At 53.9% G+C, this 2,276-nt stretch carries 2 protein-coding genes; both read left to right on the forward strand.

From position 1 onward, the window contains the following. Window positions 1–92 precede the first annotated feature (92 nt). Window positions 93–974, forward strand: a complete 882-nt coding sequence (locus BIZ37_RS29885) for a site-specific integrase (RefSeq protein ID WP_187464634.1) — start codon at window positions 93–95, stop codon at window positions 972–974. After that, complete coding sequence (locus BIZ37_RS29890; protein ID WP_187464635.1) at window positions 971–2,023, forward strand: transposase; 1,053 nt, start codon at window positions 971–973, stop codon at window positions 2,021–2,023. Before BIZ37_RS29885 ends, BIZ37_RS29890 begins: the two co-directional genes overlap by 4 nt. The last annotated feature ends 253 nt before the right edge of the window (window positions 2,024–2,276 follow it).

The raw sequence follows: 2,276 nt of genomic DNA on the forward strand, positions 1-2,276 counted from the left end.
TTGTTGAACCAAGCCGCTTCGCGGCAGAGCCCTTTGATTCCATACACTAACCTCTAAGACCTTACCTTACCGGTAAGACTTGGAGACGAACCATGAACACCCAACAGCAGCGCCATTTCGATGCGCTATACCAGCAACACCTTGATAATCTTATCCTGCAAGGCAAGCGCCCGGCGACCATTGATGCCTACAGCCGTGCGGTACGTCGTATTTCTGCCTTCTTTGACTGCCCGCCAGATCACCTGACAACCGAACAGTTACGTACCTACTTCCGCCAACTCATCCGCACCCACTCATGGAGTACCGTCAAACTCGACCGCAACGGCCTGCAATTCTTCTATCGCTATACCCTCAGTAAACAATGGCAATGGCTCAATATCGTCAAACCGCCGCAGGTCAAACGACTGCCTGATCTTTTGACGCCTGATGAAGTAGGACTGCTCATCACCATGACCCGCCAGCCCCGTTACCAAGCCTTTTTCTTTACCCTCTACAGCCTCGGCCTCCGGCTCGGCGAGGGACTGAACCTAACAACGGCCGATATCGATGCCCGCACCATGCAGGTACATATCCGAGAGGGGAAAGCCGGCAAAGACAGGCGGGTACCGCTTCCAGAACGAACCTTGGCAGTAATGCGCCAACACTGGCGCTCACACCACCACCCTCAGTGGATCTTCCCAGGTATTGGCACCACCGAACCGATGGATCGCGGGGGTGTACAAAAGGCGATGAAACAAGTCTGTCGGGACTGTGGGTTCAACAAACGGATCAGCCCGCACTCACTACGCCACTGTTATGCCACCCACTTGTTAGAAGCGGGGTTAGACTTACGGTCACTACAGGTGTTGCTCGGTCATGCCAGCCTCAATACGACCGCCCGCTATACCCAATTCACCAAGGTCAAGTCGGCCTCTGCCACCTTAGCGGTTAATGCACTGGCCAATAAGCTGGCGGTAATATGGGAGGCGGTATGAGTACGTTTACTTCCCTGCTTACCACCCACTATGCCGAATTTATCCATCACTACGGCGATAAGATCACGCCTGATATACACCGGGCAATATCAGCGATGCGACGCTGCCGGACAGAGCAAGCTGGTTGCTCTCAGTGGTACTGTCCGCATTGCCACCATGACGACCGGTTGCCATTAGGCTGCGGACACCGTTCATGCCCGCAGTGCCAACAACGTACCACCTTTGAATGGCTCAGCCGTCAGGAAGCGAAGCTGTTGCCGGCAGAGTATTTTATGCTGACCTTCACGGTACCTGCGCCACTGCGGGGCCTCGCCCGTTATCAGCCCAAGGCGTTCTACGCCGTGATGTTCCGGGTGGCAGCATCAGTATTGAAGGATTTTGCTCACCGCCAGCATCGTGGTATCAGTGGCTTTACCATGGTGCTGCATACCCATAACCGGCGGCGGGATATCCATCCCCATCTACATGTCGTGATACCGTCCGGGTTCTACCACCCACAGCGCAGGCAGTGGCACAAGGGTAAGAAGGGCTTTCTCTATCCTCATAAAGCCTTGGCGAAAGTCTGGCGGGCAAGACTGCTCGACACCCTTGCTCATCACCCAACACTTAGCCTTCCTCCTGCACAGCTCCCAACCGAATGGGTAGTCGACTGTCGTAATGTCGGCCGCGGCTTGCCAGCACTGCAATACTTGTCTCGCTACCTCTACCGGGGCGTTTTGCCTAACAAAGATATTATCAATATCCATGATCACCAGGTGACATTCCGCTATACCGATAGCCAGACCCAGCGTTCAGCAACGCGCACCTTGCTGGTTGTGCAGTTCTTGTGGCTTATCTTGCAGCATGTGCTGCCAAAAGGGTTACAGCGCGTACGGGATTATGGCTTGCTGCATGGCAGAGCGAAGGCACTGCGGCTGACCATCCAGTTGATGTTGCTAAGCTTACCGACATGGCAGTTACCGGAAAAAACTCAGCCCCAGACAGCAAAGCGGGACTGCCCATGTTGCCAGCATGCGATGAGCTGTGTCGGCATCACACGACCGAGATAGCCGCAAGGTATTGAATAAGGATAATGGCACTCAACACTAATGAGGAGAAAACCAACACAATACCGAACTCAGGCAATAACCCATTGAAGTGAAAACATCAGTTATCACTCCCAGGCAGCGCTCGTCCTGAAGAAAGCCGCGGGCACAACTCCTATCAAGTTCCAACCAAGCAATTTACTTAATAAGGCTACACGGGCTTGTCCAACAACCGGATAGAAGTGTCGGCTGCGCGACACGTATCCTTATTTGTTAG

Origin of the sequence: Photobacterium sp. BZF1, assembly GCF_014349205.1 — a bacterium.
In the GTDB taxonomy this organism is placed as follows: Bacteria; Pseudomonadota; Gammaproteobacteria; order Enterobacterales; family Vibrionaceae; genus Photobacterium.

What these genes read in the sequence shown, in the direction of transcription:
- BIZ37_RS29890 (WP_187464635.1), top strand. Translation starts at nt 971, where the DNA reads ATGAGTACGTTTACTTCCCTGCTTACCACCCACTATGCCGAATTTATC.
- BIZ37_RS29885 (WP_187464634.1), top strand. Translation starts at nt 93, where the DNA reads ATGAACACCCAACAGCAGCGCCATTTCGATGCGCTATACCAGCAACAC.